This is a genomic window from Streptosporangium sp. NPDC000239 (genome assembly GCF_040300765.1).
In the GTDB taxonomy this organism is placed as follows: Bacteria; Actinomycetota; Actinomycetes; order Streptosporangiales; family Streptosporangiaceae; genus Streptosporangium.
The window spans coordinates 252,587-276,182 of record NZ_JBEPEI010000007.1; the positions used below are offsets into that span (position 1 = coordinate 252,587).

At 71.1% G+C, this 23,596-nt stretch carries 21 protein-coding genes; 9 read left to right on the forward strand and 12 right to left on the reverse strand.

Going from position 1 to position 23,596, the window contains the following annotated elements; all coding sequences use genetic code 11:
* Positions 1-36: 36 nt before the first annotated feature.
* Positions 37-885 carry an NmrA family NAD(P)-binding protein gene (locus ABT340_RS20275; RefSeq protein ID WP_352012317.1) on the reverse strand — a complete coding sequence of 283 codons (849 nt, stop codon included), beginning with the start codon at positions 883-885 and terminating at the stop codon, positions 37-39.
* Between the two features lie 110 nt (positions 886-995).
* Between ABT340_RS20275 and ABT340_RS20280 the strand changes: the two genes are divergently transcribed.
* The 6 genes from ABT340_RS20280 to ABT340_RS20305 all read left to right on the forward strand — a co-directional run bounded on the left by ABT340_RS20280 (position 996) and on the right by ABT340_RS20305 (position 7,047).
* A complete protein-coding gene (locus tag ABT340_RS20280; RefSeq protein WP_352012318.1) occupies positions 996-1,979 on the forward strand; it encodes an Lrp/AsnC family transcriptional regulator in 984 nt (327 codons plus the stop codon).
* A 107-nt stretch (positions 1,980-2,086) separates the two neighbouring features.
* Positions 2,087-2,743: a HEAT repeat domain-containing protein gene (locus ABT340_RS20285; protein WP_352012319.1), complete on the forward strand. Its 657-nt coding sequence runs from the start codon at positions 2,087-2,089 to the stop codon at positions 2,741-2,743.
* A gap of 6 nt (positions 2,744-2,749) precedes the next feature.
* Positions 2,750-3,763, forward strand: coding sequence for a HEAT repeat domain-containing protein (locus ABT340_RS20290; protein ID WP_352012320.1), 1,014 nt, complete (start codon positions 2,750-2,752; stop codon positions 3,761-3,763).
* A 92-nt stretch (positions 3,764-3,855) separates the two neighbouring features.
* Positions 3,856-4,626, forward strand: coding sequence for a hypothetical protein (locus ABT340_RS20295; protein ID WP_352012321.1), 771 nt, complete (start codon positions 3,856-3,858; stop codon positions 4,624-4,626).
* Between the two features lie 3 nt (positions 4,627-4,629).
* Complete coding sequence (locus ABT340_RS20300; protein WP_352012322.1) at positions 4,630-4,983, forward strand: hypothetical protein; 354 nt, start codon at positions 4,630-4,632, stop codon at positions 4,981-4,983.
* Positions 4,984-5,235: 252 nt separating this feature from the next.
* The gene (locus tag ABT340_RS20305; protein ID WP_352012323.1) at positions 5,236-7,047 is read left to right on the forward strand and encodes a cellulose binding domain-containing protein; all 1,812 of its coding nucleotides are present in this window, start codon (positions 5,236-5,238) and stop codon (positions 7,045-7,047) included.
* A 272-nt stretch (positions 7,048-7,319) separates the two neighbouring features.
* Here ABT340_RS20305 and ABT340_RS20310 read toward each other — a convergent pair whose 3' ends face one another.
* From ABT340_RS20310 to ABT340_RS20320, 3 genes are read right to left on the reverse strand one after another with little or no spacing between them, the layout of a single operon-like run.
* Complete coding sequence (locus ABT340_RS20310) at positions 7,320-7,877, reverse strand: NADPH-dependent FMN reductase (RefSeq protein ID WP_352012324.1); 558 nt, start codon at positions 7,875-7,877, stop codon at positions 7,320-7,322.
* Complete coding sequence (locus tag ABT340_RS20315; RefSeq protein WP_352012325.1) at positions 7,874-9,022, reverse strand: alcohol dehydrogenase catalytic domain-containing protein; 1,149 nt, start codon at positions 9,020-9,022, stop codon at positions 7,874-7,876. The genes ABT340_RS20310 and ABT340_RS20315 overlap by 4 nt, the downstream gene beginning before the upstream one ends.
* A complete protein-coding gene (locus ABT340_RS20320; RefSeq protein ID WP_352012326.1) occupies positions 8,958-9,494 on the reverse strand; it encodes an SDR family oxidoreductase in 537 nt (178 codons plus the stop codon). The genes ABT340_RS20315 and ABT340_RS20320 overlap by 65 nt, the downstream gene beginning before the upstream one ends.
* Positions 9,495-9,583: 89 nt before the next feature.
* Here ABT340_RS20320 and ABT340_RS20325 point away from each other — a divergent pair, with 89 nt between their 5' ends.
* Together ABT340_RS20325 and ABT340_RS20330 are read left to right on the forward strand one after the other, a co-directional pair.
* Entirely contained in the window at positions 9,584-10,540 is a 957-nt protein-coding gene (locus ABT340_RS20325; protein ID WP_352012327.1) for an AraC family transcriptional regulator, read from the forward strand.
* A gap of 60 nt (positions 10,541-10,600) precedes the next feature.
* Entirely contained in the window at positions 10,601-11,035 is a 435-nt protein-coding gene (locus ABT340_RS20330; protein WP_352012328.1) for a prolyl oligopeptidase family serine peptidase, read from the forward strand.
* 234 nt (positions 11,036-11,269) lie between these two features.
* Here ABT340_RS20330 and ABT340_RS20335 read toward each other — a convergent pair whose 3' ends face one another.
* Positions 11,270-11,854, reverse strand: a complete 585-nt coding sequence (locus ABT340_RS20335; RefSeq protein ID WP_352012329.1) for a TetR/AcrR family transcriptional regulator — start codon at positions 11,852-11,854, stop codon at positions 11,270-11,272.
* Positions 11,855-11,920: 66 nt separating this feature from the next.
* On the opposite strand from ABT340_RS20335, the gene ABT340_RS20340 reads away from it, so the two are divergent.
* Positions 11,921-13,105 (forward strand): FAD-dependent monooxygenase, encoded by a 1,185-nt coding sequence (locus tag ABT340_RS20340; RefSeq protein ID WP_352012330.1) that lies wholly within the window; start codon positions 11,921-11,923, stop codon positions 13,103-13,105.
* Between the two features lie 7 nt (positions 13,106-13,112).
* On the opposite strand, the gene ABT340_RS20345 is transcribed toward ABT340_RS20340, so the two are convergent.
* From ABT340_RS20345 to ABT340_RS20375, 7 genes are all read right to left on the reverse strand, one after another.
* Positions 13,113-14,330 carry a cytochrome P450 gene (locus ABT340_RS20345; protein ID WP_352012331.1) on the reverse strand — a complete coding sequence of 406 codons (1,218 nt, stop codon included), beginning with the start codon at positions 14,328-14,330 and terminating at the stop codon, positions 13,113-13,115.
* Between the two features lie 43 nt (positions 14,331-14,373).
* The gene (locus ABT340_RS20350) at positions 14,374-15,807 is read right to left on the reverse strand and encodes an MFS transporter (protein ID WP_352012332.1); all 1,434 of its coding nucleotides are present in this window, start codon (positions 15,805-15,807) and stop codon (positions 14,374-14,376) included.
* Positions 15,808-16,031: 224 nt separating this feature from the next.
* On the reverse strand, positions 16,032-17,930 hold the full coding sequence (locus tag ABT340_RS20355; protein ID WP_352012333.1) for an asparagine synthase-related protein: 1,899 nt from the start codon (positions 17,928-17,930) through the stop codon (positions 16,032-16,034).
* 230 nt (positions 17,931-18,160) lie between these two features.
* A complete protein-coding gene (locus ABT340_RS20360; RefSeq protein WP_352012334.1) occupies positions 18,161-19,138 on the reverse strand; it encodes an ABC transporter ATP-binding protein in 978 nt (325 codons plus the stop codon).
* Positions 19,139-19,172: 34 nt separating this feature from the next.
* The gene (locus ABT340_RS20365; RefSeq protein WP_352012335.1) at positions 19,173-21,095 is read right to left on the reverse strand and encodes a dipeptide/oligopeptide/nickel ABC transporter permease/ATP-binding protein; all 1,923 of its coding nucleotides are present in this window, start codon (positions 21,093-21,095) and stop codon (positions 19,173-19,175) included.
* Positions 21,085-22,074, reverse strand: a complete 990-nt coding sequence (locus tag ABT340_RS20370; protein ID WP_352012336.1) for an ABC transporter permease — start codon at positions 22,072-22,074, stop codon at positions 21,085-21,087. Before ABT340_RS20370 ends, ABT340_RS20365 begins: the two co-directional genes overlap by 11 nt.
* Positions 22,075-22,098: 24 nt before the next feature.
* Entirely contained in the window at positions 22,099-23,589 is a 1,491-nt protein-coding gene (locus tag ABT340_RS20375) for an ABC transporter substrate-binding protein (protein ID WP_352012337.1), read from the reverse strand.
* Between the last annotated feature and the right edge of the window lie 7 nt (positions 23,590-23,596).

The following is a 23,596-nucleotide window of genomic DNA, read 5'->3' on the forward strand; positions in this document are numbered from 1 at the left end:
GTCACCGGTTCGGCGTGTTCGATCCGAGGTGGTCGTTCATCGGAAGGACTCACGGTGGTCGTGTGCCCACTGCCGGAAGTCGTACGGCGGGCGCCCGGTGAGGTCCTCGACGGTCGAGGTGACCAGGGACGAGGCCGAGCGCTTCTCGGCCGCCGCCAGTAGCGCGTCCACCAGGGCGGGCGGACGGCCGTCGGCGAGCATCCGCGCCCGCGCGTCCGGTACGGGGACCTCCTCGAAGCGGAGTTCACGGCCGATCGCCGTGCCGATCGCCCGGACCTGCTCGGGACGGCTGATCACCCGGGGCCCGGTCAGCAGGTGGGTCGCGCCCCGGTGGGCGTCGTCGGTGAGCGCGCGGGCGGCGACGGCCGCGATGTCACGCGGGTCGATGACCGCCGTGGCCGCGGTGAGCGGACCGCGCACCACCCCGGTGGCGCGGATCTGGTCGGCCCAGCCCAGGGTGTTGCTGGCGATCGTGTCCGCCCGCAGGACGGTCCGGGGCAGGCCGGACCTCTCGATCAGGCCTTCCATGTCGGTGTGCAGCCTGAAGATGGGGTCGTCCTGCTCCTCGGGCCGGCCGTCCACGCCGATCGACGACAGGTAGACCACCCGCCGGGCGTGCCCGCCGATCGCCTCCAGCACCGCGGGCGCGCCCTGGGTCGTGAGGAAGGGCCAGATCAGGAAGACCGTCCCGACCCCGGTCAGCGCCTCGTCCAGCCCGCCGGGCGCGTCGAGGCTCCCGGGCACGACGCCGACGCCGTCGGGCACCCGGACCGACGCGGCCTCCTGCGGGAGCACCAGGGCGCGGACGCCGGGGGCGCCCGTCGCGCTCAACCGGGTGAGCACGTGCCGTCCGACGTTTCCCGTGGCCCCTGTCACCAGAATCATCGCCTCGTCCCTTCGTCTCGGTACCCGACGAACTCTGCGGCGCGAACGAACCGCCGGACCACTCAGAAGCCGATTGACGGCCCGAATCCGACATCAACTAGCTTTCAGTGGTGGAAATCGACGTTGCGGACGAGCTGGACCGGCGGCTGATCCACGCGCTCCAGCTCGACCCGCGAGCCCCGTTCAGCCGGATCGCCGAGGTGCTGGGGGTCTCCGACCAGACGGTGGCACGTCGTTACCGGCGGTTGCGGTCGGCCGATCTGCTCAGGGTCGTGGCGGTTCCGCCCGCCAACTTCCACGCGCACGGACGTTTGCTGCTGCGGTTGCGCTGTGTCCCGGGAGCGGCGGACGGGGTCGCCTCCGCGCTGGCCCGGCGCCCGGACACGGCCTGGGTGCAGGTCGTCTCCGGCGGCACCGAGGTGCAGTGCATCACCCGTGCGCGGATGCCCGGTGACGGCGAGCGGCTCCTGGAACGCCTGCCCCGCGGCGGACGGGTGGTGGACCTCACCGCCTACTCGCTGCTGCACACCTTCTACGGCTCGCCCGGAGGCGTCCGGCTGCTGAAAGCCCTCACCCCGCAGGAGGCCGGCCGGCTCGGTCCCGGGCCCGACGCGGTGACCGGCTCCGGCCTTCCCCACTGCGACGCCGACGACCTTCGCCTGCTGAACGTCCTGGCCTACGACGGCCGTACCGGACTGGCCGAGCTCGCGGCGGCCACCGGCTGGTCACCGTCGACCGTCCGGCGGCGGATGGACGACCTCCAGGCCCAGGGGGCGCTCCACTTCTACACCGAGTTCGACGTCGCCTACCTCGGCTATCGCGCGGGGACGCGACTGTGGGCCTCGGTCCCGCCCGCCGAGTTGACCGCCGCCGGAGAGGCTCTGGCCTCCCATCCCGAGGTGGTCTTCGCCGCCGCCACCACCGGGCCGACCAACCTGGCCGCCACGGTGATCTGCACCGACGCCCACGACACCTTCCGGTACCTCACCCAGCGCCTGGCGGCCCTGCCCGCCATCACCCATGTGGAGACGACCCCGATCATACAGACCCGCAAACGCCTCGGCCGTCTCCTGCGGCCCACCCTCGACGGCTGAGGCCTGCGCCGGCGACCGGTTCCTACGGCCGGGCGAACGGGATTCCGGATCCCGCTTGACCTTCACACGGTGACAAGGTCTTCACTGCTGCCGAGGAGGTGGTCCCGATGACCATTCAGGAACAGGACGCGGTTCTCCGAGGACTGGAGGACGGCCGCGAGTCCGTACGGCTGCGGGCCGCGATGGCGATCGGCACGACCCCCGACCCGCTGTTCGTCGGCAGGCTCGTCGAGCGATGCGCGATCGAGCCCGAATTCTACGTGCGCGATATGCTGACCTGGGCACTTACCCGCCACCCGGCATCGGTGACGATCCCGGCGCTGCTCAAGGAACTCCGCTCCGAGCGCGCGCAGGCACGGAGCCAGGCGCTGCACACGCTGTCCAAGATCGGCGATCGGCGGACATGGCCGGCGATCACCCAGGCGCTGCTGACCGACTCCGACGACGAGGTGGCGCGAAGCGCCTGGCGGGCGGCGGTCATACTCGTGCCCGAAGGGGAGGAGGCCGGGTTGGCCGCGGTGCTGGCGACACAGCTCGGGCGTGGCGGACGCCAGACGCAGCTGAGCCTCAGCCGGGCGCTGGTCGCGCTCGGTGAGGCGATCGTGCCGGCCCTGCGCGCCGCGGCGACGGACCCCAGGCCGCGCGTGCGCGCGCACGCGATCGCCACGGAACGGCTGTTGAACGACCCGGAAACCGGATTCGAGTTCGCGATCGAGGAGGCCAAGCGCGTCGTAGCCCTCGGCCCGACCGGCAGGGAGGAGTGACAGGCGGTGTTGATCGGTGATGTGGCACGACGGTCGGGGGTCAGCGCCCGCATGCTCAGGCACTACGACTCGCTCGGCCTGGTACGGCCGACGGGCCGTAGCGGCGCCGGCTACCGGGAGTACTCAAGCGAGGACGTCCGCCGGATCTTCCACATCGAGAGTCTTCGCTCTCTGGGCTTGTCGTTGCGTGACGTCGGGCGCGCGCTCGACGATCCCGACTTCACGCCCTCGGACCTCGTCGACGACCTCATCCGCCAGACGCGGGAACGCATCGCGGCCGAGACCGAGCTGCTCACGCGACTGCGTCAGATCGACGCCGTGGAGCCCGCGGACTGGGAGGAGGTCCTCCAGGTCGTCGCGCTCCTGCAGGCGCTGGGCTCGAAGAGCGCGGGCAGGCGACAGCGCGCGGCCCTGTCCTCGGTGTCCTCGGTCGAGGAGGTCGCGGTGCCGGTCGAGGCACTGGTCGAGGCGGCGCTGAGCGAAAGGGACCCCCACGTCGCCGGAGCCCTCCGCTGGGCTCTGGCGCAGTCGGGCGACGACGGTCTGGCGCTGCTGGCGGAGGGCCTCGGCTCGCCGGTGGCGGAGGTGCGCGAACGTGCCGTCCAGTCCGTCGCCGAGATCCAGAACGACAAGGCGACCACGCTGTTGAGAGAGGCTCTCACCAGCCCCGACGGCGTGGTCCGCAGGCGCGCGGCGCTGGCGCTCGGGGCGCGTGGGGTGGCCGCCGCGATCCCCGCGCTCATCGACGTCGTCGTCGAGGGGACGAACGACGTCGACGCGGCCGACGCCCTGGGGGCGCTGGCGAGCCGTCCCGCGCTGGCGGACCGGATCGCCACCGGGCTCGTCGATCGCCTCACCCACAGCGCCGCCGGACCGTCCGTACGCCTGCGGCTGGCCCAGGCGCTCGCGGACGTCCCGGGAACCACGGCGTCAAGAGCCCTCACGGATCTGTCGCACGACGAGGACCGCGCCGTCGCGCTCACCGCGACATACATCCTCGGCATACGCGACGCCCGATGACGGTCCGTCCCCAGGGCTGTACGCGTATCGTCCAAGACTCCGGCCGGCCCGGCTCAGTCTAGAATGACGGGTTCGGCCTATATGGTCGCGGCATGAGTTCCTCCTCCTCGAATGTCTTAGGTCCGTGGTCGGAACAACTGACCGGTGCCTTTGAGATCCTGCTCGGCCGTCCGTTGGCGGGTTTCGACGCCGACGCCGTCTACGCGACGTTCTTCGGCGGCGACCTCGTCAACGAGCTCGGCTTCACGCGGGACTCCATCTGGATGAGCCCGGCCGTCCTCCGCGGTGCTGAGCCGGTTGTCTGGGACTGCCCGGTCTTCGACCTGGAGGAGCCGCTGCTGGAGTTCGACGCAAGCCGGTCGGTCTTCGAGTTCGACAAGGCGGGACTTCCGCCGGAGTTCGAGACGGACCTCGCGGCGGCGTGTTTCTCCGGCCGTCTCGTCCTGGGTGGTGACCTGGCTCCTGTGTTGGCGCGACACGGCCTCTCCGCGTCCGATCTGCGCGGCACCTGGACCGTCTGCTACCCGCGGCTGGTCTCGGACGGCACACTCTTTGACGCGATGCGGGTCGCCACCGCGCTCGGCACGGGCCCTGAAAGCCTCCTTCCCCTTGAGGCGGAGGCTGCCGAGGAGTGGCGGGAGGCGCTGGCCGACCGCACGTCGCCCGAGCTGTTCGCCCACTTGAGCTTCTTCTGCACCGAGGGCGAGGAGGGGCTGATGTACCTGCGAACCGAACGGTCGGGCGGTGACCTGCTCGCCGACGAGGGCTGCACGCTGATCGCCAACTGGGAGGAGGGCCAGGGTCAGGTCGAGTTCGCGGTCGTCCAGGTCGGCGAGCTCCTGGGCGGCACCGCGACATCCTGAGGCGTGCACGGCAGGCGGTACGACGCCGTCTGCCGTCGGCCTTCGGAATGCGGCGCAAGGCTGAGCCGCCTGCTCAAGCGCACCGGCCTGGCCCCGGAGGCACGCAGCCACCTCCTCGCCGCCTACGCCGAAGAACTGGTCGGCGAGGACGACCCCACCGCCCTGGCGGCGGCCCGCGAGGCGCTCGACCTCGCCACCTCACCTCGCCTGCGGGCGGCGGCCATCCAGATCCTTATCCGCGGCCACCGCGGCCTGCCCGAACGCGACGACCTCTGCCGCGAACTGGTGGCGATCGGCACCGAACACGACCTGCCCGTCTATCGCGTCATCGGGCCGCCGAGGCCCCGGTGGCAATGAGGAAACTTCCAACGAAGCACCGCCTGACCTGCGCTAACGAAGGTGTCGTAAGCCGGGTTTCGGCTTCCGCCCCCTGACGTGCGGTCTCCGGCGGACGCGACCCGTTTCCGCCGTATTCCGGTGGCACCCCAAGACGAGCATGACTCGGTGGTCACGCGGGCGACGCCGGACGTTCAACAACTGCCTTGCTCGCCGGGTTTCAAGATCAGTTAGTGTCCACGGAGGCAAGATCCCTCCGGAAGGAAAAACCCTTTGCCTCTCGCATGGAAGCGCAGACTGACCCTGGCCTGCGCCGCACTCACCCTGCCCCTGACAGCGACGGCGATTCCCGCCCAAGCGGAGGCGGCGGGTCCGGCACCACTCCTCGTAGCCGGCCCGACGGCCGTCGGAGGAGACCACTACATCGTGGTCGTCAAGGAGTCGGCGACCCTGTCCGGGGAGTTACGCGCGTCGCTGGAGCGTGACGCGGTCGTCGAAGGCGGCCAGATCACCCACCGCTACGCCAAGGCCATCGCCGGTTTCGCCGCCGTCCTGCCCGACGACGCCCTCGACGCGGTCCGTGCCAACCCGGCCGTGGCCTACGTCGAGCCCGACTCGGCGATCAGTGGCCAGACGGTCCAGCCCAACCCGCCGAGTTGGGGTATCGACCGCGTCGAGCAGCACAACCTGCCGCTGGACAACAGCTTCACCTACACCACGACCGGTGCGGGCAGCACGGCGTTCATCGTGGACAGCGGCATCCGTACCACGCACACCGAGTTCGGCGGGCGGGCGTCCTTCGGCGCCAACTTCGTCGAGGACGGCAGGACCGACGACTGCCACGGTCACGGCACGCACGTGGCGGGCACGGTCGGCGGCGCCACCTACGGCATGGCCAAGGCGGTCAACCTGGTGGCCGTGCGCGTGCTCAACTGCTCCAACAGCGGCCTGACCAGCGACCTGGTGGCGGCCATGGACTGGGTCGCGCTCAACCACCCGGCGCGCTCGGTGGCCAACTTCAGCCTCCAGGGCTACGGCACGGCCGCCAACGACGCCGCCGAGGGTCTGATCGACTCTGGCGTCCAGACCGTGTTCATCGCCAACAACTACAACACTGACGCCTGCACCAACGCGCCGCGCTCGCCGCGCGGAATCGTGGTCGGGGCGACGGACATCACCGACCAGAAGGCGACGTTCTCCTCCTACGGCACCTGCGTGGACGTGTTCGCGCCCGGGGTCTCCATCACCTCCTCGGTCAACACCGACGACAACGCCTCGGGCTCCTGGTCCGGCACGTCCATGGCCGCCCCGCACGTGACCGGCTGGGTCGCCCGCTACCTCCAGGACAACCCGACGGCGACGATGGCCGACACCAAGGCCGCACTCATCAGCAGTTCCACCAAGAACGTGCTGACCAACATCGGCGACGGCTCGCCCAACCGGCTGCTGTACGCCGAGCCCGGTACCACTCCGGTGGAGGATGTCCCGCCGAGCACGCCGGGGACCCCGGTGGCGAGCAACCTGACCTCCCGCACGGTCACGCTCACCTGGACCGCCTCCACCGACAACGTCGGTGTCATCGGCTACGACCTGTTCACCGGCTCGGGCCAGCCCGTCGGCACCTACCCCAGCGCCGGCGCGGCGCTCACCGGCCTCAGCCCGAACACCACCTACACCTACTACGTACGGGCCCGTGACGACGCGGGCAACGTCTCGGACCCGTCCGGCACGGTCAGCCTGACCACCCCGGCCGATCCGGGCGTCGGCGCCTGCAAGGTGACCTACAACCTGGCCTCGGAGTGGTCCAACGGCTTCAACGCCGACATCACCTACACCAACACCAGCCTGAACACGGTCACCGGCTGGACCATCGCCTGGTCCTTCTCGGCCGGCCAGCACGTGAACAGCGGCTGGAACGCCGTCTGGGGCCAGAACGGCGCCAACGTGACGGCCGACAACCTGACCTGGAACAAGACCGTGGCTCCCGGCGAGTCCGTCTCGGTTGGGATCAGCGGCAGTCATACCGGCACCAACCCGGCGCCGACCGCCTTCACCGTGAACGGCTCGACCTGCACGGTGGGCTGACGGCACGGCAGTGAACGAGGGAGGCGGCGGGCCACGGTGCGCGCCGCCTCCTGCCGTGTGCGGGGTCAGGGCAGCGGCCTGCCAAGCCTCAGCCGAGGTTCTGACGCCCGAGATGTCGAGCTGCTTCTGTCACGACCCGGCGTAGGCGGCCCCCACGCACGCGTCGATCCTCGCGTGGGCCCCCGGCCACAAGGTGCTCGTGGTTCCGGCGGGGCGGGAGCGGTGAGGTCGGAAGAGGCGGCTCCCGATTCGCCGTACGACGTTGGACGGGGTCACGCCCTGAGCGGTCGCAGCGCCGTACTCCAGGAGACGACCTGGTCGAGCAGCCTGCCCAGGGTGTCCTCCTGGTGCGCGGCGGGTTTGAAGGTGGTGAAGTTCTCGAAGTCGGTGTGCAACAGCAGTTCCACGCCCACCTGGACATCGGCCACCTTGACCTGACCGAGCACCTGCCGCAGGTGCTCGGCGGCCCGCACGCCGCCGCTGACGCCGTAGCCGACCACGCCCGCGGCCTTGTCGTGCCATTCGGCGAACAGGAAGTCGATGGCGGTCTTGAGCGCTCCGGTGATCGAGTGGTTGTACTCGGGTGTCACGAAGACGAAGCCGTCGAGGTTCGCGACGGTCTCGGACCACTTCTTGGTGTGCGGGTGTTCGTACACCCCGGTGGCCGCGGCGAGAGGTTCGTCCAGATGGGGCAGGTCGTAGTCCTTCAGGTCGACCAGTTCGTAGTGCGCGTCGCCACGTCTGACCGCGTGGTCGTGGACCCAGCGGGCCACGGCCTCGCCGTTGCGTCCCGGACGCGTGCTGCCGACGATGATGCCAATCTTGATCATTTACCCACCTTCAATACGATTTTTCCGCGAATAAGGCCGCGCTCTGCTTCGTGGTGCAGAGCAGCCAGGGAATCCAGCGGGCGAACGTCCACCGTGACGTCCACCACGCCCTCGTCGATCAGCGCCACGAGTTCGGCCAGCTGGCCCGGGTCGTTGCGGGCCACGAACCGGACGGCGCGCGGGTGCTCGATCGGCCGGGTGATCGAGACGAACTCCTCGGCCAGCTCCGTCACCGAGGCGGGCACGTCGGCCACCAGGTTGATCAGCACGTCGTTACCGCCCGGCAGGGGAGTGGTGGTGTAGTCGACGACCTCGTCGGCGCCCAGCGCCCGCACGGCGGCGGCGCTGCGCGGACCGGCGGTCGCCACCACGTACGCGCCCGCGTGCTTGGCCAGCTGCACGGCGAACAGCCCGACGCCGCCGCCCGCCCCGTTGATCAGCACCCGGCTGCCGCGACCGATGCGGGCGTGCTCGAAGACCGCCTGCCACGCGGTGAGCCCGGCCACCGGCACGGCGGCCGCGTCCGCCAGCGGAATCCGCCGCGGTGCCTTGGCCAGCGCGTCCGCCTTCGCGACCGCGTACTCGGCGGCCGCCCCGCCGACGAGCCCGATCACCCGGTCGCCGGGGGCGAGGTCACCGGCCCCGACGACCACGGTGCCCGCGACGTCCCAGCCGAACGTGTGCGGAAGCGTGACATCGAGCACGTCCCGCAGCAGGCCCGTTCGCAGGCCGACCTCCGACGGGTTGAACGACGTGGCGGCCACCCTGACGAGCACCTCGCCCGGCCCCGGCCTCGGCACCGGCACCTCCTCCAGCGAGATCACCGAGGCGTCGCCGTACTCATGGATGCGGGCGGCCCGCATGGTGCCGAGGAAGTCGGCGGCGTGCTCGCTCGCCCACGTCTCGAAGGTGCTCGCGGGCACTCCGGTGACCTTCTCCACGGTGTCGGTGGCCGGGCCCGGCTCGGCCAGGCCGCGCAGCATGCCGTCCACGGCGGGAGCGGGCCATCCGAGCCCGAGCAACCGCAGCCTGGCCTCCTCCGGAGGCTCCTCCTCCCAGCGCACCGGCAGGCCGATCGCGTCACCGATCGCCCGCGTCTGTTCCCGCTGGGTCAGCGGCCGGGGCCCGGTCAGTGTGTGGACCACGCCGTGGTGCCCCCCGGCCGAGCAGCGCGCGCACCGCGACGGCCGCCACGTCCCGCTCGTGGACGGGAGAGAAGGCCACATCACCGTACGGCTGCCGCACGACGCCCGCCCGAACCTGCGCGGCCCACCGCAGGGCGTTGGCCGCGAAGGCGTGCGGGCGCAGCACCGTCCACTCCCGGGCGGTCCCGGCGATCAGGCGCTCGATCTCGACCTCGTGCGGGCGCGCGGCGGCCGAGGACAGGTAGACCACCCGCCGCGCTCCGATCAGTTCCAGCACCTCGCGGGCGCCCTCCGCCGAGGCGAACGGCCACAGCAGGAACACCGCGTCGACGCCGTCGAGGGCCGCCCCCAACGCGACCGGATCGGTCAGCTCCCTCGTCACCGTGCGGACGTCGGCGCCCGCGTCTTCGAGTTGGTCCACCAGAGGGCGGCCGATCGTGCCGGTCGCCCCGCTGACCAGTACTTTTGTCACGCCGTCAACGATATGAGCCACAGTCGAGACAGCCAATGCGCCTCTGTCTGTGTTTAATACGCGATCGTCTTCGGCATTAGACTCATGTCATGGACGTGCTGAGCGACGTGGTCGCCTTCATGCGCATGGGCGTGCCACGTTCGGCGCGTGTCGAGTGGCCGGCCCGGTGGGGACGGCGGTTCCCGTCTGCGCCCGGCTCGGCGGGCTTCCAGGTGGTGCTGCGGGGCTCGTGCTGGGTGATCCCGCCGGAGGGGGAGCCGGTCCCGGTCGCGACGGGGGACGTGCTGTTCTTCCCCCACGGGCACGGCTACGCGCTGGCCGACTCGCCCGCGACCCCCGTCGAGGAGCCCGACTGCGACCCCTACGCCGAGACCGAGCTGTTCTCTTCGGCCTCCGTCGAGGGCGCCGGGCCCGTCACCGTGACGCTCTGCGGTGGCTACCGGCTGGACTCCAGCCGGGCGCACCCGCTGCTCAGCGGGCTGCCCGAGATGATTCACCTGCCCGCCAGGCTGGGACGCGACACCGAGCTGCGCGCCGCCGTCGAGCTGCTGGGCAAGGAGATCGAGAACCCTCGGCCAGGCGCGGACCTGGTGGTGTCGGCGCTGCTGGACATGCTGTTGCTGTACATCCTGCGGGCCTGGTTCGACACCTCGACGGAGCACTGCGCGGTCGACAGCTGGGCCGCCGCGCTGGCCGACCCGGCCGTCGGTGCCGCGCTCGACGGCATCCATCGCGACCCCTCCCACCCGTGGACGGTCGAGTCACTGGGCCGTCGTGCCGGATTGTCCCGTGCGGCGTTCTCCAGCCGGTTCACCCGGTTCGTCGGGCAACCACCGCTGACCTACCTGACCTGGTGGCGGCTGGGTACGGCCGCGCGCATGCTGCGTGACTCCGACGCCGCGCTGAGCGAGATCGCCCCCGCCGTCGGCTACGGCTCGGAGTTCGCCTTCGCCAACGCCTTCAAACGCGAGTACGGCATGGCCCCCGGCAGATACCGCCGCCTGGGCTGTCCTCCGGACCGGACGACGACAGCCCCGCAACCCTGAACGGGGCTTGGGGAACGGCGGGACAGAAACCCCGTCGTACCTGGTAGGCCAGAAGCAGCGGTGCCTCGCCTGCGATCGGTTCCGCTGCCATGCCCTCGGATCGAGGAGGACCCTGCCGATCGGGCGGTCCTCGACGACCCGGCGCTGCGCCTCGGCGGCCTGCTCCAGCGGGTTCCTCCTCAAAAACGCCTCCGGAGCCCAACTGGCCGAAGCCGTACCCCGCAGCAGTACCCGGACCGCTACCGCGAGGTGTCCCCAACCTCTGACATTCGCGCCAGCCTGCCCCGCACCCTGCTCGTGGTCGGGGACCGCGACCGCGGCCCCCGCCCCGAAACCGTCACCGGCTTCGGCGACGCGCTCAGGAAGAAGGGCGTCCATGTCGAGGCCGAGGAACTGCCCTTCGCCGAGCACGCCTTCGACGACGCGTACGGCAGCCTCGCCTCCCAGACCAGCCGACGGATCCTGCTCGATTCCCTCATCAAGGACGCACGCTAGGACCTGCCTGCCAGCCGAACCCCACCAAGGTCGGATCGTTGCCCACCCAGGCCATAAACACCCCCCGAACGGCGCAAACCCCAGTTCAGGCGCGTCAGAACGACCATCCGCACCACACCGGCTCCACCAGGACCGCCAACGCGACCATTCGTTCCGATGCGATGCCGGCATATCCGCCGTCCAGGTCCGCCGCGGCACGTCGCGATCCAGAGATCCGCGCCAGTCCCCGGTTCGTCAGTCCCCGGTTCGTTCCGAACGCGGGCGGAGGCCGTCCAGCAGGACGGTGAGATAGGCGTCGGCGAGGTCCTGGGAGGGGGGCCGGGTGCGAGCGACCGCCAGGGCTGTCTGGCCGATCAGAGTCGTGGTGACGACAGGGTCGATGTCGGTGCGAACCGTACCCTCACGGCGTGCCCCGTCGATCATTTCCTCGACGGCCCGGACGAGGTCGGCGCGCAGTGCCGTGGTGGCGGGCAACTCCAGGCCGCCCAACTGGTCGTTGACGGCGTGATGCGCCGCCTGGAAGGCGATCAGTTCACGCAGGAAGACCCGCAGGGCCCGCGTGGGCGTGGTCTCGGCGAGCAGGTCACGGGCGCGTCGCACCACCGGTTCGAGCAGGCGTGACACGGCGGCGTCCAGCAACGCGTCCTTGCCACCGAAGGCGCGCACCACGGTCGCCGCCCCCAGGTCCGCCTTCTTGGCGATGGCCTCGACGGTGAGGGACGCGCCGGGTTCGGCCATCAGGGCGGTGGCGGCGTCCAGGGCGAGCTGACGGTTGCGGACGGCGTCGGCTCGGCGTCGGGATCCAGCGGGCGTTGACAAATGGAATGCCCCTTCCACATAATAAATGGAACATGCATTTCATTTATTCTAGCGCGGAGGAGTCCTGTGAACGAACGCATCCTGATCTCCGGTGCGAGCATCGCCGGCCTGACCCTGGCCCACTGGCTGGCCCGGTACGGCTTCAGACCCACCGTGGTCGAGCGCGCCCCGGCACCGCGCTCCGGCGGCAACGGGGTCGACGTGCGCGGCAACGCCACCGAGGTGGCCGAGCGGATGGGCATCCTGTCGCGGATCCACGAGTTCGCCACTGACGTCCGCGGCATGAAGTTCGTCGACGCCGCCGATCGGGCCGTCGCCCGGATCGACACCAGGGACCCGGCCTCCATCGAGATCATGCGCGGTGACCTGGTGACCCTGCTGCACGAGGTGACCGATGTGGAGATCCTGTTCGGTGACTCCATCCTCGGCCTGGAACAGGACGACGACGGCGTGTCGGTCACTTTCGAGCACGCCCCCGCCCGTCGCTTCGACCTCGTCGTCGGCGCCGACGGAATGCACTCCAACGTCCGCAGGCTCGTCTTCGGGCCCGAAGAGCGGTTCGTCCAGTTCAAGCACCACTACTTCGCCTTCGCCGACACCGACGCCTCACTTGGGGAGAACCGCTGGGTGACGATGTTCAACACGCCGGGCAGGATGACCGGGATCTACCGATCCGGCAACCACCCCCAGGCCAAGGCGTACTTCATGTTCCGCTCCGCGCCGCTACGGTACGACCACCGGGACGTCGCCGAACACAAGCGCCTGATCAGCGAGGCGTTCGGGCGAGAGTCGTCCTGGCGGACCAGGGAACTGCTCGACGCGGCCCTCGCCGACCCCGACTTCTACTTCGACGCCCTGGGCCAGGTGCGGATGAACTCCTGGTCCGACGGCCGTGTCGCCCTCGTCGGCGACGCCGCCTGGTGTGCCTCTCCCGTCTCGGGCGCGGGTGCGGAACTCGCCCTGGTCGGGGCCCACCTCCTCGCCGGGGAACTCGCCGCGTCGGGCGGCGACCACCGTGTCGCCTTCGCCCGCTACGACACGGCCCACCGCCCACTGGTCGACGCGAAGCAGCGGATCGGCCCCAACGTCCGCCTCATGGTGCCCAGGACCGAAGGCGGCCGGTGCGTCCGCGACGTCGTCGCCCGCCTGCCGCTGATGAAGGTCATCGGCGCCGTTGAGCGCCGGGCACAGGCCAGGAACGCCCGCCCCCTGCCGGAATACGCCCTTGGGCGACGCGGGAACGGCGCCTGAACCGTCCTCACCAGGTGACGGGCAGGTCGCGGACTCCGTAGAAGACCGCGTCGGGTTTGAAAGTCAGCTCCTGTGGCGGTACGGCCAGCGCCAGCGTGGGAACACGCCGGAACAGGGTGCCGAAGACGACCTGGAGCTCCACACGGGCCAGCGACTGGCCCAGGCACTGGTGGGCGCCGTAGCCGAAGGCGACGTGATGGCGGGCGTCGCGGTGGACGTCGAGCACGTCGGGATCGGCGAAGACGGCGGGGTCGCGGTTGGCGGTGCTCTTCACCGCGATGACGCCCTCGCCCCGGCGAATCAGCCGCCCGCCGATCACAAGGTCCTCGCGGGCGACACGACGGGCCTCGGTGTGGGTGATGGACAGATAACGCAGGAGTTCCTCGACGACGCCCGCCACCTGGGCGTGGTCGGCGCCGTCGCGGACCGCGCTCAGCTGCTCCGGATGTGTCAGCAGCGCCGCCGTACCCAGCGCGATCATGTTCGCGGTGGTGTCGTGCCCGGCCACCAGCAGGAGCTGCCCCAGTGTGGCGATCTCCTGCCGGGTCATGGCGCCGGTACGGTACTGCTCGACGGCAAGCCCGCTGAGCATGTCGTCGCCCGGCTGCGCGTTCTTCTCCTCCAGCAGTCTTTCGAGGTAGGCGTTCAGTTCCTCACTGGCGACCAGGGCGTGGGCCGGGTCGCCCTCGTCCATGACGAGCTCACCGGCCACCCGCTGGAAGAAGCCACGGTCGGCGTAGGGCACGCCCAGCAACTCGCAGATCACCAGCGAGGGAACCGGAAGGGCGAACGCCTCCACCAGGTCGGCCGGGTTCGGCCCGGCGAGCAGGTCATCGACGAGACCGTCGACGATCCGCTGAATCGTGGGCCGCAGCGCCTCCATCTTCCTGACCGTGAAGTCCGCGGTCAGCCGACGCCGGTGAACGATGTGCTCCGGCGCGTCCATCTGCATCAGCGTCTTCATCCGCGCGTCGCGTGCCTTGCTCACCGCGTTGGTGTGCGGAAAGCCGGGCTCGGCGACGTCGACGCTGACCCGCGGATCGGCGAGCAGCGCGCGTACGTCGGCGTGGCGGGTGACCATCCACGCGCCGCTGCCGTCCCAGAGCCGCACGCGTGAAACCGGACTCAGCTCACCCCGGCGGCTCAGCTCCGGAGGCGGATCAAAAGGGCAGCCCATCGCACGGGCCATCGGGAACATCGGCGTCTCGGACAGGTCGTCGGGCATGGCGTCTCCATCGGGTCGTACACGGACATGGTCGAGCCACGGTTCAGCTCGCATCGGTGGGCGGGACGGGTCGCGGAGCGGGCCGACCGGCCGGTGCCGAACGGCTGAGGCGAGCCGCCGTACGGGCGGTGACGGCGCCGACCGCGCAGACGGCCGCGCACCCGAACAGCACGTAGCGGGCCGCGTCGAGCACCGAGGCGCCGCCCAGGTTGACCAGGACTCCGGCGACCGCCGTACCGAACGCGATCGACAGGCTCGTCACCGTGGCGATCGCGGCCGCCGCCCGGCCGCCTTCCTCCGGATCCCGGGTGCTGGACATCACCGCCACCGACAGATGCGGATAGGCCAGCCCGATGCCGGCACCGGCGACGAACAACACCGGCACCCACACGAGGACCAGCCAGACCGGCGAGTCCTGCCGCTGTAGCAGCCCCTGGACGAGGAGACCGGACGCCAGCAACAGCGGGCCCGCGACACGCGACCGGAGAACCGTGCGTTCCTTGACCGCCGAGGAGCTGACGATCTGGGCCGCCGACCAGCCCAGCGAGATGGCCGCGCCGAAGAACCCGGCCGCGGCCGGGGCCAGCCCGCCCAGCCGCTGGCCGAACAGCGGCAGGAACGACTCGACCGCGACGCCGAAGGCCAGCAGCGCCAGGGTCAGATACAGCCACTTCAGCGGCGAACCCGGCCGGTAGGTGGTGCACGGGAAGACTCGTGGCCCACCGCGCCGCTCATGAGCGACGAACGCGACCACCAGCAGCAACGCGACCGCGACACCGATCGCCATGGCCAGGGGGCCGGACAACACCCCCGCCACGCTGACCGCGGTGGTGGCAGCCGTGACCAGCAGCAACGACACGACCGGGACCGGCGCCCCGGCTCCACCCCGCTCACCGGCGGGCAGCACCCGGTGCACGAACAAGGCGCACACCGCCGCGATCGCCGCCATCGTCACGAATGCCGGCCGCCACCCGCCGAACTGGGCGAACAGCCCGCCAAGCGCAGGGCCGACGAAGTTGCCCACGCCGTACATCGCCGACATCAGCGCGTTGCCGCGCGTCCACAACCGCCTCGGCAGGGTGGACCGGACAACGGCGAAACCCAGCCCGGACAGCAGCCCCGCCCCCAGTCCCTGAACACCGCGACCGGCCAGCAACACCGGCATCGCCGGGCTCACCGCGCAGGCCAGCGAACCCACCAGGAACACGGTGAAGCCGAGCAGGTAGGCACCGACGTTGCCCCAGCGGGTCAGGAGGCGGCTGACCGGCATCGTCGCGACCACCATCGCGACGAGGTAGACCGTCATGTTCCACGCGTAGAAGCCGGCGCCGCCGATCTCGGCCACCGCGGTCGGCAGCAGGCTTGAGGCCAGGTAGATGTTGACCGCGCCGACGAGCACCCCCGCGGCCGGCACGATCGCGGCACCGGCGTGCTCCGGGCCCAGCAGTTCCCGCCACGAGGGCGGCACGTTCGTCACGCCGTCACCCTCGTTCCACCGGGTACGGCACGCCCTACGGGGCCGTGACCGCCCAGGTCCTCGACGAGGGTTCGTTCTCTGTCGCAAACACTCATGACATCAAGGCTGTCGTTGAACGAACTCCGGAGACTTCCGTCCCCTGCCACCCGTTCCGGCCAGCGGACGACCCGAGGCAACCCTCAAACCGAGGGAGAACGCGAACGCCGGCCGGTCACGGCGACATGTCAAGCGACGTGCCCTGTCGCCGGTCGGCGGCCCGCCTGATCCGAGGCGCGCAGCCAGATCTCGCAGCCCAGCGTCTGTACGAGGGGATAGAGCGGATCGAGCCGGGGATGCGGACGCGACAGGAAGTCGCGCAGGACGGCGGCGTCGATCAGGCCAAGCCGGGCCAGCGCGCTGTCGCCGAACACCTCCAGCAGTTCTCCGCCGTGACGGCGCATCCCGGCGTACCACTCGGCGGCGTAATTGCCCTTGGTGGAGCGGCTCAGCAGCGGCTCGGGCACCACGGAGCGCATCGCCGCGGTCAGTACCGGCTTGTAGCGGCCCGGGGCGCCGCGCTGGTCGGTGCGGATCGACAGCACGGCGGTGATGACGGCGTCGTCCAGGATCGGAGCGGCGTGCGGCAGGCCTATGGCCGTGGCGGCCTGGTCGATCTGCCGGAGCCCGTCGCCGCCGAGGCGCGCGTTGTACAGGGTGGTGTGCTGACCACGCAGCGGCGACAGCGGCTCCGGCCGCTGCGCGGCCAGTTGCCGGAGAAGGTCGCGTACGGCGTGCAGGGCGTGCTCGGTGGTCCAGCACGGCATCGGCGCGACCGGCCCCCAGCCGGGGGAGAACACCTCGACGGCTCTCCCGGGTGACACGCTCGTGACCGGGTTCTCGATGGCCAGGTCGGTGGCGAGGCGGTTCAGCCAGGTGGGGAAGTCGGTACGGTCGGCCAGCCGGGCCAGCCGCCGCCACAACGGCTGTCCGCCTCCGGCGGGCTGGGCGCGCAACCGCGTGAACGCCTGCCATGGCCGGGTCCGGAACAGGTCGTGCAGGTAGTGGGGGCGAGCGGCGAACAGTTCGTCACCACCGCCCCCGATGAGGTGCAGGCGCGATCCTTCGCCCGCCATCCGTTCGGCCACCTCGCGCATGAGTGCCCAGTCGCGGACCCATCCGTGCGGCTCGTCGGTCGGTGGGGGAGCGCCGTCCGCCTCGGCGAACCACAGCGGCAGCAGGCCGGGTTCGAAGACGAGGTGGCGCGCGGGTGGCAGCGCCGCGGCGGCCTTGCCCGCCCACGCTCTGTCGTCGTTGGCCGCGTCCAGGGGGGCGCGATGGGCGGTGACGAGCTGAGCGGGGCCGTCGGCGGCCAGGAAACACAGGCTGGTGGAGTCGAGGCCGCCGGACAGGTCCGCGCTGACGGTCCCACCCGTCGCGGTGCTGGAGCCGACGGCGGCGCGCAGTGCCTCGCGCACCAGCACGGCCCCCTCCTCGGCGCTCAGCACCGGCTCGGGCACCCGCCACCAGCACCGGCTCCGAACTCCGCCGTCACCGTCGATCAGCAGGCAGTCCCCAGGATCAAGGCGGTGCACACCGTGCCATATGGGCAGCTCGTACAGCCGGTACACCGGCACCGGCAGCAACCGCGCGGCCATGACGCGTTCGTCGATCCCGGCCCCGGCCGCGGCCGCGAGGACGTCGGCCCGGCTGCAGGCGACCGTGACACCGGCCAGACGTGTGTGGAAGACCTGCCGGACCGCCGAGGCGCTGCCCCGCACCCGCACCAGGCCGCCGATCGAGGCCACCAGGTGGAAACTGCCGGCCACGCCGTCCACCAGCCGCTCGACGTCGTCGACGTCCCGCACCCGGCCGAGCCTCCTGGTCAGCTCGTCCTGGCCGATCGCGCCGCGGCCGATGATCGCGGCCCGTGACCGCCCCGCGCTCGCCACCACGACGGTGTCCGGGCTCCAGCGACCCAGCAGCCACGGTCGGCCGGAGGCGTGGCGGATCGTCGTCGTGGCCCGCGAGCCGATCATCCGTGCCGCGTCCAGCGCCGGCTCACCGTCGCCGAGGGCCGCGAACCACTCCTGAACCGGCACCGGCCGCCTCGTCTTCCTCCCGGACCCGGGCGTGGCGGGTTCCATGACAGTGGCCTCCTTCGACGGTGCCCCCGTGGACGGTGGGCGGAGGGCCATGAGGGCAGGCCCCGGTGAATCCTTCACCCACCTTCGATCCTTACGGAAGGTGGCGGACCGGATACTTTGGGCTACCTTGCATGGAGGCGAATGACGCCGGGCCCCGAAAAGACCGGATACCGCCGCGGCCTTTCGAGGCGGAGCCGCGCTGGGCCGGTCTCCCGTACGGCCCGGCGGGCTCAGCCGCCGCCGAAGAGGCAGGCCACCGGGTGCCCGGCGCCTCGTTCGGTGAGTTCGGGGAAACGCTCGGCGCAGGCGTCCACCGCGTGCGGGCAGCGGGAGCGGAACGCGCAACCGCTCGGCGGGTTCATCGGGCTCGGCGGGTCACCGCGCAGGATGATCCTCTCTCCCCGGTGGTGGGGGTCGGGCACCGGGGCCGCCGACAGCAGGGCGCGCGTGTAGGGGTGCGCGGGCCGTTCGAAGATCTCGGAAGCCGTGCCGGTCTCCACGATCCTCCCCAGATACATGACCGCGACGCGGTGCGAGATGTGCCGCACCACGGCCAGGTCGTGCGCGATGAAGACGTAGGCCAGTCCGAAGTCGCGTTGCAGCTGCCTCAGCAGATTGATGACCTGGGCCTGGATCGACACGTCCAGTGCGGAGACCGGTTCGTCGCACACCAGGACGTCGGGGCGGAGCGCGAGCGCGCGGGCGATGCCGATGCGCTGACGCTGCCCGCCGGAGAACTGGTGCGGGTAGCGGTCGATGTGCTCGGGGTTGAGACCGACCGTCCGCAGCAGTTCCCGCACCCGGCCGCGCCGGTCGTCGGGTGCCGCGTCACGGTGCACCGCGAACGGCTCCGCGATGATCTGGCCGACCGTCATCCGGGGGTCCAGTGACGAGTACGGATCCTGGAAGACGATCTGCACCTTGCGGCGCAGGTCGCGTAGCCCGCGTCCGCCCAGCGTCGCGATGTCGGCGCCCCGGTACCGGATGTGCCCGCCGGTCGGTTGCTCCAGCCGGATGAGCAGCTTCGCGAGCGTCGACTTGCCGCACCCGGACTCTCCGACGACTCCCAGCGTCTCCCCGGCCCGAAGCTCGAAGGACACGCCGTCGACGGCCTTGACCACCCCGGCCCGCCGTCTGACGACGTGCCCCCGCCGTACCGGGTAGTGCTTGGTCAGGTCCTCGACCGTCAGCAGTTCCTCACCGGTCATGACACGCTCCGGCGAAAGCCGTACGGGTGGGAGGTCATCGGCGTGGTGTCCTTTCGGCGGTCAGGTGCAGGCAGGCGGCGAGGTGCCCGGCGGACACCGGGCGCAGGCCGGGCTCGTTCTCGGCGCACTCGGCGGTACGGCTCGCGCAGCGGGGTGCGAACGCGCATCCGGACGGCAGCGCGGTCATCGTCGGCGGAGAGCCGGGGATGGCCCACAGCTCCTCCTCGGCGGGCCGGTCCAGGCGGGGGACCGACTCCAGCAGGCCGCGGGTGTACGGCATGGCGGGACGGTCGAAGACGTCCGCGGCGGTGCCGGTCTCCACCAGGCGGCCCGCGTACATCACCGCGATCCGGTCCGCCACCTCGGCCACGACGCCCAGGTCGTGGGTGATCAGCAGGATCGCCGCCCCGGTGCGTTCCCGTACGGCCCGCAGCGCCGCGAGTACCTGCGCCTGCACGGTCACGTCCAGCGCGGTGGTCGGCTCGTCGGCGATGATGAGGTCCGGGTCGTTGGCGATGGCCATGGCGATCACCACCCGCTGACGCATCCCGCCGGAGAACTGGTGCGGGTAGTCGCGCAGCCGGTTGCGGGCGTCGGGCACGCCGACGATGTCCAGGAGTTCGGCGGCCCGGTCGCGGGCGGCGGCCCAGGAACCCCCCTGGTGCACCCGCACGGCCTCCGCCACCTGGTCGCCGATCGTGTGCACCGGGCTGAGGGAGGACATCGGGTCCTGGAAAACCATCGCGACGCGCCGCCCGCGCAGCCGCCGGTACCGGGACTCGGCCAGCCCGACGAGCTCCTGACCGGCCAGGCGGATGGAGCCGCTGACGGTCGCGGCCGACGGCAGCAGCCCCATGATCGCGGAGGCGCTGACCGACTTGCCGGAACCGGACTCCCCGACCAGGCCGACCACCTCGCCCCGGCGCAGGTCCAGGTCGAGGTGGCGGACCGCGGGCACGTCGTCCCCGGGGGCGGCGAAGACCACTCTCAGGTCCCGGACGGACAGCAGCACGTCGTCGGGGATCACGTCGGTGCGTTCGACCGGCCGGGCCAGGTACCGGCGCCTGCGCGGCCCCCTGGTCTGCGCCGGGTCCAGCGCATCGCGCAGCCCGTCCCCGATGAAGTTGATCGACAGGGCGATCAGCAGGATGACCACGCCGGGGGAGTAGAACAGCCAGGGCCGGGTGCCCACCGCGGACTGGGCGTTGGCGACCAGAAGACCGAGCGAGGTGTCCGGCGGCTGGACACCGAAGCCGATGAACGACAGCGCGGTCTCGGCGAGGATCGCGCCGGCGACCAGGACCGTCACCGAAACGATGATCGGTCCTGCGATGTTGGGCAGGATGTGCGAGACCATGATCCGGGTGTTGGAGGCGCCGAGCGCGCGGGCGGCGGCGACGAACTCGCGTTCCCGCAGGCCCAGCACGACCCCCCGGACGACCCGGGCGACCGTGGTCCACATCAGGGCGGCGAGCACCGCGGCGATGAGGAACCAGCCGCTCTCCCCGGCGAAGTTGTGCCCGAGCACGGCGGCGACCGCGATCGTCGGGACGGTGAGGAACAGGTCGACGACCCGCATCAGCAGCGCGTCGGCGCGGCCCCGGTGGAACCCGGCGACGACGCCGACCAGGGTGCCGATCAGCGCCGCGCCCAGGGCCACGCTCAGCGCGATGAGCAGCGACTGCTGGGTGCCGCGCATCACCTGGGCCAGCAGGTCGTGGCCGAGCGAGTCGGTGCCCAGCGGGTGGGCGGCCGACGGCGGCCGGGAGTTGTCCGGGGTGATCTGGTCGTACCCGTAGTGCCACAGCGACGGCCCGACGAAGGCGAACAACGCCACGAGCGTGAGTACGGCGAGCGCCGCGACGGCCGGCCGGTGCCGCAGGAAACGGGCGGCGACGGTGCGCCACCGGCCGGGTTCGGTGCCGGTCACGGGTGCCGGTGAGGAGTCAGCGGACATGACGGATCCTCGGGTCGAGGGCGGCGTACAGGATGTCGGCCACCAGGTTGAACACCATCACCGCCAGAGCCGCCACGAGCAGCCAGGCCATGACGGCGTTGACGTCCCGCGCGTTGATGGACGACAGCAGGTAGTCGCCCATGCCCCGCCACTGGAAGACCGTCTCGGTGATCACCGCGCCGGCGAAGACCGCGGTGAAGTCCAGTGCGATGACCGTGATCAGCGGGGTGAGCGCGGTGCGCAGCGCGTACTTGCGCAGCACCGTGCGCCGGGGCAGCCCCTTGGCGGTGGCCAGCCTGACGTAGTCGCTGTTGAGGACTTCGAGCATGGACGAGCGCTGGAAGCGGCTCCACGCCGCGAAGTGGATCAGCACCAGGGTGACGGTCGGCAGGATCATGTGCCCGGCGATGTCGGCCAGCTGCGCCAGAAGGGTTGGCGGCGGCGGCACCGACCTGTCACCGATCATGTAGAAGGTGTCCGTACCGGTCGCCCGGTTGAACTGGATGCCTCCCTGTTTGAGGAGGATCGCCAGCCAGAACGACGGCATCGCGAGAAACAGGAACCCGGCCGAGGTGAACAGGTGGTCCAGCCAGGAGTACTGGCGGACCGCGCTGACGACCCCGACCAGGATCGCCAGCACGGCCGCCACCAGCATCGCGACGAGCACGAAGCGCATGGTCACGCCGAGACGTGTGCCGATCTCCACGGCGATGGAGGCGTTGCGGTTGACCGACGGCCCGAAGTCGCCTCGCACGACCCCGGTCAGCCAGTGCCAGTACCGCTCCAGCACGGGGTGGTTCAGCCCGAGCCGTACCTCCTCGGCGGCGATCGTCTCCGGAGGGACCGGCGGTTGACGCTCCCGCAGCTCGGTCAGCGGGTCACCCGACCCGGCGACCGTGAGGAAGATGAGGAACGTCGACACGAGCAGCACCGGGACGGCGACCAGCAGCCGCCTCAGGGCGAAGCCCAGGATCTCCATGAGAGTCTCCGTGCCCGTCGTCCGTCAGTCCTCGCCGCCGGCGATCCTGCGGATGCGGCCCCAGTGCCAGAACGGGACCCGGAAGTCGATCTGGTCGGCCCATCCGAAGAACGCGTCGCTGCGCAGCAGGTAGATGCAGTACCAGAAGAGCGGGACCACGCTGACGTCGCGGGCCCACACCTCCTGCAGCCGCCGGTAGTGCGCGACCCGTTCCCGCCGGTCGACGGTCGCCCTGGCCGCGGCGTAACAGGCGTCGGCCTCCGGGTTCGACAGTTTCAGGTGGTTGCGCTGCCCGCCGGTGGACAGCCTGCTGGCGGTGATGTCCGGATCGGGCATCATGTTGCCGCCGCTGATCGTCAGGTCGAAGTCTCCCTCTCCGGAGATCTGGCGGCTCCACGTCTCGGAGTCGAGGCCGCCGTGCTCGACGCGGATGCCGACCGCGGCGAGGTCCTCGGCGACGCTGGCCGCCAGGCCGCCGTGCCCGTCGAAGGTGGCCATGTAGTACAGCCGCAGCGACATCCGCCAGCCGTCCGCGTCACGCGGGTAACCGGCCTCGTCGAGCAGTTTCTCGGCCTGGGCGGCGTCGTGCCCGACCGCGGTCACGTCCTCGGCCACGGCGAAGCTGCTGCCGGGGAGGAAGTTCGCCCACGGCTCCGACCAGCCGGGTTCGGCGAAGCGGCGCAGCCGTTCACGGTCGACCGCGTGGGCGAGCGCCAGCCGCAGCCTGCGGTCCGACCAGCGTTCCTGGCGGTAGTTGAAGCCGAGCAGCGCGATGCCGGGGCCACGCTCGCGGTACACCTCGGCGTGTTCCGCGCCCTCGGCCAGCGGCAGCCGCTTCATCGTCAGCACGTCCTGCGGCGCGTAGTGCGCCCGGCCGTCCGCGATCATCCGGACGCACTCGTCGAGATCGGGTTCGATGAGCAGGGTGACCCGGTCGACACCGGCGGGCGGCCCCCAGTAGCCGTCCCACCGTTCGAGGACGATCCGCTCCCCGGGGACGTGTTCGGCGAACCGGAACGGTCCGGAGCCGACGGGGTGCTGGTTGTGCGGGTTGTCGGCCCAGTCGGTGCCCTCGTACAGGTGCCTGGGCAGCACGTGGGTGGCGGCGAAGTTGCCGAGCTGGGTGAGGAACGCGGCGTTGGGCTCGTGCAGGACGTACTCGACCAGGTGGTCGCCGAGCACCGTGATGTCCGCGATGCCGTGCAGGAACGAGGCGGCGTGGTAGCCGTTGGCCAGCGCGGTGAGGTGGGTGTAGGCGACGTCGTGCGCGGTGACCGGACGGCCGTCGTGCCAGCGGGCGTGCCGGTTGAGCGTGAACCGCCAGCGCCGCCCGCCGTCCAGGCACTCCCAGTGCTCGGCCAGGTCCGGGTAGGACGCCGCGCCGCCGACCTCGGTGACGACCAGGCGGCTGTAGACGTTGTTGGCGACGAAGTAGCCCGCGCCTCCGACGACGTTGCGGTACGACTCGTTGATCTCGGTCGCGTCCACGGGTACGACGACGATGTACTCGTCCAAGTCCCTT

What these genes read in the sequence shown, in the direction of transcription:
- ABT340_RS20275 (WP_352012317.1), bottom strand. Translation starts at nt 885, where the DNA reads ATGATTCTGGTGACAGGGGCCACGGGAAACGTCGGACGGCACGTGCTC.
- ABT340_RS20285 (WP_352012319.1), top strand. Translation starts at nt 2,087, where the DNA reads ATGACCATTCAGGAACAGGACGCGGTTCTCCGAGGACTGGAGGACGGC.
- ABT340_RS20295 (WP_352012321.1), top strand. Translation starts at nt 3,856, where the DNA reads ATGAGTTCCTCCTCCTCGAATGTCTTAGGTCCGTGGTCGGAACAACTG.
- ABT340_RS20310 (WP_352012324.1), bottom strand. Translation starts at nt 7,877, where the DNA reads ATGATCAAGATTGGCATCATCGTCGGCAGCACGCGTCCGGGACGCAAC.
- ABT340_RS20325 (WP_352012327.1), top strand. Translation starts at nt 9,584, where the DNA reads ATGGACGTGCTGAGCGACGTGGTCGCCTTCATGCGCATGGGCGTGCCA.
- ABT340_RS20345 (WP_352012331.1), bottom strand. Translation starts at nt 14,330, where the DNA reads ATGCCCGACGACCTGTCCGAGACGCCGATGTTCCCGATGGCCCGTGCG.
- ABT340_RS20355 (WP_352012333.1), bottom strand. Translation starts at nt 17,930, where the DNA reads ATGGAACCCGCCACGCCCGGGTCCGGGAGGAAGACGAGGCGGCCGGTG.
- ABT340_RS20360 (WP_352012334.1), bottom strand. Translation starts at nt 19,138, where the DNA reads ATGACCGGTGAGGAACTGCTGACGGTCGAGGACCTGACCAAGCACTAC.
- ABT340_RS20365 (WP_352012335.1), bottom strand. Translation starts at nt 21,095, where the DNA reads ATGTCCGCTGACTCCTCACCGGCACCCGTGACCGGCACCGAACCCGGC.
- ABT340_RS20370 (WP_352012336.1), bottom strand. Translation starts at nt 22,074, where the DNA reads ATGGAGATCCTGGGCTTCGCCCTGAGGCGGCTGCTGGTCGCCGTCCCG.